The 5420-nt window shown below is 60.6% G+C and carries 4 protein-coding genes and 1 pseudogene; 2 read left to right on the top strand and 3 right to left on the bottom strand.

Annotation, left to right across the window (positions count from 1 at the left end):
• The 3 genes from ACIQ3Q_RS22010 to ACIQ3Q_RS22000 all read right to left on the bottom strand — a co-directional run.
• Positions 1-433: hypothetical protein (locus ACIQ3Q_RS22010; protein WP_396271380.1), on the bottom strand; the 433-nt coding region annotated here is incomplete at its 3' end.
• Between the two features lie 84 nt (positions 434-517).
• Entirely contained in the window at positions 518-2020 is a 1503-nt protein-coding gene (locus tag ACIQ3Q_RS22005; RefSeq protein WP_396271379.1) for an FAD-linked oxidase C-terminal domain-containing protein, read from the bottom strand.
• A 106-nt stretch (positions 2021-2126) separates the two neighbouring features.
• The gene (locus tag ACIQ3Q_RS22000; protein WP_396271378.1) at positions 2127-2855 is read right to left on the bottom strand and encodes a PhaM family polyhydroxyalkanoate granule multifunctional regulatory protein; all 729 of its coding nucleotides are present in this window, start codon (positions 2853-2855) and stop codon (positions 2127-2129) included.
• A 453-nt stretch (positions 2856-3308) separates the two neighbouring features.
• Between ACIQ3Q_RS22000 and ACIQ3Q_RS21995 the strand changes: the two genes are divergently transcribed.
• On the top strand, positions 3309-3500 hold the full coding sequence (locus tag ACIQ3Q_RS21995) for a hypothetical protein (protein ID WP_396271377.1): 192 nt from the start codon (positions 3309-3311) through the stop codon (positions 3498-3500).
• Positions 3497-5305, top strand: a pseudogene (gene hsdR / locus ACIQ3Q_RS21990) (EcoAI/FtnUII family type I restriction enzme subunit R); the annotation flags it as partial. The gene ACIQ3Q_RS21995 and the pseudogene hsdR, both read left to right, overlap by 4 nt.
• Positions 5306-5420: the final 115 nt, after the last annotated feature.

Genomic DNA, 5420 nt, shown 5'->3' with positions numbered 1-5420 from the left:
CCCCGTTGACGTAGCTGGATTGCCCGCCCGAGGCCGCCGTGTAGCCCGCATAGGTGGCCACGGTGACGTAGCGCTCTAGCGGCCAGACCGAGCCGAAGCGCAGGGTGCCACCGTCCGCCACACCGTCTGGCGAGCGCCGCACCAGCAGGCGCCGACCGTCGGCTGACACGGCCACATCGGTCAACTCGGGTGCACCCGGCTGGCTGGGGTTGTAGAGAATGGTCTCGGTGCTGCGCACCGTGATGGACCAGCCGGTGAAGTTGGCGGCGCTCAGCGGCCCGGTGCTGCCATCTGTTTGGAGGGTGCCGGTGATCTTGGTGCCGCTGGGCAGACTGATCGGCGTGATCTGAAAGCTCGCAGCCGAGGCGGCCGCTGCGCACAGCGTGAGGCTCATGGCCAGGGCGCTGGGCGCCAGAGGGGCTGCTGAAGGCATGGCGTGGGCTCCGGAGGTGAAAACCACCATCGTCCCCCCACAAGCTGAAGCGCTGCTTAGGCTGAACGCGCAGGCGCCGCATGCTTAAAAACGCTCCAGCTCAGGGAAGGGCAGCAGGCCCTTCTTCACGTGCATGCGGCCATACTCGGCGCAGCGGTGAAGGGTGGGAATGGCCTTGCCGGGGTTCAGCAGCTCCGTCGGGTCAAACGCCCGCTTCAGGGCCAGCATTTGTTCGCGCTCTTCAGGGCTGAACTGCACGCACATAGAGTCGAGCTTTTCCACGCCCACGCCGTGCTCGCCGGTGACCGTGCCGCCCATGGCGACGCTGGTCTCCAGGATGTCGTTGCCAAAGGCCTCGGCGCGCTTCATTTGGTCGGGGTCATTGGCGTCAAACAAGATCAGCGGGTGCAGGTTGCCGTCACCCGCATGGAAGACATTGCAGCAGCGCAGGGCGTACTTTTTCTCCATCTCGGCAATGGCGATCAAGATGTCGGCTAAGCGCTTGCGCGGGATGGTGCTGTCCATGCACATGTAGTCGGGGCTGATGCGGCCCGAGGCGGGGAAGGCGTTCTTGCGCCCGCTCCAAAAGCGCATGCGCTGGGCCTCGTTCTCGCTGACGGCCATGCGCGTGGCGCCCGAGCGCTGCAGCACGTCCAACATGCGGCCGATCTCTTCCTCCACCTCTTCCGGCGTGCCGTCGGACTCGCACAGCAAAATGGCCTCGGCGCTCAGGTCATAGCCCGCGTGCACAAAGTCTTCCACGGCCGCCGTCATGGGCTTGTCCATCATCTCAAGCCCAGCCGGGATGATGCCTGCCGCAATGATGTTGGCCACGGCGTCTCCGGCGCGGCGCACATCGTCAAAGCTGGCCATGATGCAGCGCGCGAGCTGGGGCTTGGGCGTCAGGCGCACGGTCACTTCGGTGATCACGGCCAACATGCCCTCGGAGCCGACGATCAGGCTCAGCAGGTCCAGGCCCGGCGCGTCCAGCGCGTCGGCGCCAAAGCTGATGGCCTCGCCCTCCACGGTAAAGCCACGCACGCCCAGCACGTTGTGAAGGGTTAAACCGTATTTAAGGCAGTGCACGCCGCCAGAGTTTTCCGCCACGTTGCCGCCGATGGTGCAGGCAATTTGGCTGGAGGGGTCGGGGGCGTAATAGAGGCCGTGCGGTGCGGCCGCCTCGCTGATAGCCAGGTTACGCACGCCACACTGCACCACCGCCGTGCGGCTGACCTTGTCCACTGACATGATGCGGTTGAAGCGCGCCAGCCCCAGTGTCACGCCCAGCGCATGCGGCATAGCGCCACCCGACAGCCCCGTGCCTGCGCCCCGGGCCACCACGGGCACCTTCAGGCGGTGGCAGGCGCTGAGCACGGCGGAGACTTGGGCTTCGGTTTCAGGCAAGGCCACCACCAGCGGCCGCTCGCGATAGGCCGTTAGGCCGTCGCACTCATAGGGCGTGGTGTCCTCTGACTGCAACAGCAGCGCATGCGCGGGCAGCAGCGGCTTCAGCGCCGCGACCACCTCGGCCTGACGTTGCCGCCGCTCTTCAACCGATACCGTCTGCGCTGCCACACTCACAAGCATCTCCGTCCAGGGGAAAACTGACCCTCGGACTGTAGCAAGCCAGCGCTGAAATCCGCCTGAAGCGGCCACAAAGCAGCTGTGACTGGCGCGGGGGGAATACCCTGGGTCAGCGTGTCGTCTTCTTGGTCGCTGGCTTGCGCGTGGTGGTCTTGCGGGTGGTGGTCGCCTTTTTGGCCGCAGCCGGGGCCTTGGCGCTGGCCGTCGCGGCGCGGCTGGCACTGGCCACCGTCTTGGTGGCAGCTGCGGCCATGTCGACGGCCTGCTGGGCCACCGCTGCGGGCATGGAGGCCGCCTTCTTCAGCGTGTCAGCGGCCGCGTCCATGGATTGCTTGACCATGGTCCCGGCGGCATTGCGGGCTGCGTCGGCGGCGCTTTCCTTCATCGCCGTGGCGGCAATTTGGGTGAACTGCTTGGTCAGCGCACCCCACCACTGCATCGGGTCCACCACGCCTGCGGGGGCTTGGGCGTCTGCGTCGGCATCGGCCTTGCTGCTGGCCTTTTTGGCCGCAGGTGCGGCCTCTTCGGCCTTGGCGGCGGGCTTCAGGGTCATCGCGTCCCGCAACTCCGTGACCGAGACGTTCATGGTCTTCAGGGTGGACAACGTCATGCGCTGCACTTCCATAGCCTGGATGGTCGTGGCCACCATGCGAGCGTTTTGCTCCAGCCAAAACTGCACCGTGCGCAGCTTCTCAATCTCTTTTTCCAGCTCCACCGGGTCCAGCGTGGGCGCTACCCACTGCCCAATGCTAGGCAGCGCCTGCCCCGCGTTCTTCACCAAGCCTTGCAAAAAGTCAAAGCCGGGCACCATCTTGCTGAAGGGGTTGGAATCTGCCATGAGAGTGTCTCCTAGTGCTTAGTTGTGAAGGCCTGCCACGGGCGGGGTGGCACGGGTGGTGGAGCGGTGATTGTGCGCTGGCTAGGCTCTCGCGGGGCTTACTGTGGATGAGCACCTTTGCCGTTAAGGGTGCATTCAAAGGGTGGCGAATGGAAGCGACAGACGGCAAGCACCTCACATAGCGTTAGCACTGAAAAGTAGGATCACTACAGCAGAGTCTTCACGATGAAGGAGTCGCGATTCATAGCTAGGCAGATCTCTGAGGTGCCTAGGTGGATGAAGACGGGTCTGTCCGCCTTGAGAGGCCGGCATTCGCAAGCCCACCTCCTGCAAGTGGGCCCTCGGCAGCGGCCAAAGAGCACCGTCTTCGGCGATAGGCGTTGTGCGACATTGCGTTGCGTAACTACGGGCAAAGGCAGTACATTTGCCTGACACGATTGCCGGGCCACAGCCATGTCACGCCTAAAGGACGAAACCCTTTCCATCCGCACCTCGGCCGAAATCAAGCAGCTTTTGCGCTTGGCAGCTGATCGCGAGCGTCGCTCGGTGGCGTCGATGATCGAAATCTTGGTGTTGGAGTACGCGCGAATTCATGATTTGAAGGCCAGTTCCGGTGAGCATAAGCCGGAAGGGAATGGCGTATGAACAAGAAAGAGCTGTCAGAGCGCGACATCTGCACCAAGCTCATTACCCCCGCACTTGAGCAAGCAGGCTGGGATATTGCCACCCAGGTGCGAGAAGAATTTCCACTTACCAAGGGCCGCATCATCGTCCGAGGAAAGCTGCACACCCGCGCTCAGAACAAACGCGCCGACTACGTCTTGTTCCACAAGCCCAACATGCCTATCGCGGTCATTGAGGCAAAGGACAACAAACACTCGTTGGGCGATGGCATGCAACAGGGGCTGGGCTATGCCGAAATGCTGCAAGTGCCCTTTGTGTTCTGCAGCAATGGTGACGGTTTCCTGTTTCACAACAAAATTGCCAAAGATGGCGTCATCGAGCGCGAGTTGGCTCTGAACGAGTTGCCGGGCCCGGATGTGCTTTGGCAATGGTGGGCAGAACACCTTGGCCTGGACACGGCACAAAGCGAACTGGTTTCGCAGGACTATTACAGCGACGGTAGCAACAAAACACCGCGCTACTACCAGTTACTGGCCATCAACAAGACCGTTGAAGCCATCGCTCGCGGCCAGAACCGCCTATTGCTGGTCATGGCTACCGGTACCGGCAAAACCTACACCGCCTTCCAGATCATTTGGCGCTTGTGGAAATCCAAAGCCAAAAAACGCATTTTGTTCCTGGCCGACCGCAACATCCTGGTCGATCAGACCATGACCAACGACTTCAAGCCCTTCGGTTCGGCAATGACCAAAATCCAGAAGCGGCAGGCCAACAAGTCGTATGAGATTTATCTGTCGCTGTATCAGGCCGTCACGGGCACGGAAGAAGAACGCAACATCTACAAACAGTTCAGCCGTGACTTCTTTGATCTGATCGTCATCGACGAATGTCATCGCGGCAGCGCGGCAGCCGACTCGGCCTGGCGGGATATTCTTCAATACTTCTCGTCGGCCACACAGATCGGATTGACTGCCACCCCGAAGGAAACAAAAGAAGTATCCAACATCGATTACTTCGGTGAGCCGATTTACACCTACTCCCTACGGCAGGGTATCGACGATGGCTTTCTGGCCCCCTACAAGGTCGTACGCATTGACCTGGATAAAGACCTCACGGGCTGGCGCCCTGATAAAGGCATGGTCGATAAACACGGCAATGAGATCGAGGATCGGATCTACAACCAGCGGGATTTTGATAAAAGCCTCGTCCTGGAAAAACGCACTGAACTGGTTGCAAAAAAAATCAGTGACTTCCTAAAGCAAACTAATCGCTTCGATAAAACCATCGTTTTCTGCGACAACATCGATCACGCCGAGCGTATGCGCCAAGCTTTGGTCAACGAGAACACCGACCTCGTTGTACAGAACAGCAAGTACGTGATGCGCATTACCGGCGACAACGAAGAGGGCAAGGCAGAGCTCGACAACTTCATCTTCCCGGAGTCTAGGTACCCCGTTATCGCCACCACCTCAAAGTTGATGACCACGGGTGTGGATGCGCAGACCTGCAAACTCATCGTTCTGGACCAGCGCATCCAGTCTATGACCGAGTTCAAGCAGATCATCGGTCGAGGCACGCGCATCAATGAGGATTACGACAAGTACTACTTCACCATCATTGATTTCAAGAAGGCAACGGAGCTGTTTGCCGATCCTGATTTCGATGGCGACCCGGTGCAAATCTATGAGCCCAAGGGCCATAACTCGCCCGTACCACCGGATGATGGCGAGGGTTCATCCGCCCAGGACGTTTTCACCTATCCGCCGACAGAAGAATCGCCGTGGTTGGGCGTAGCCGAACCTCGGCCCGGTGAGGAAGGCAGTAGCTGTCAAGCCCCGGGAGATCATTCACACGTTTTGTGAAGAGCTTGGGGTGTGAGGCGTGCCATTTTTTCAGGGCCTCGATGGGGGTCTGGTGGTTGAGGGCGCGTTGAGGAATTCG

This window comes from Ideonella sp., assembly GCF_044358605.1.
Classification (GTDB): Bacteria; Pseudomonadota; Gammaproteobacteria; order Burkholderiales; family Burkholderiaceae_C; genus Ideonella.
The sequence above is the reverse complement of the archived record's forward strand: the minus strand, read 5'-3'. Positions and strand labels throughout refer to the sequence as shown.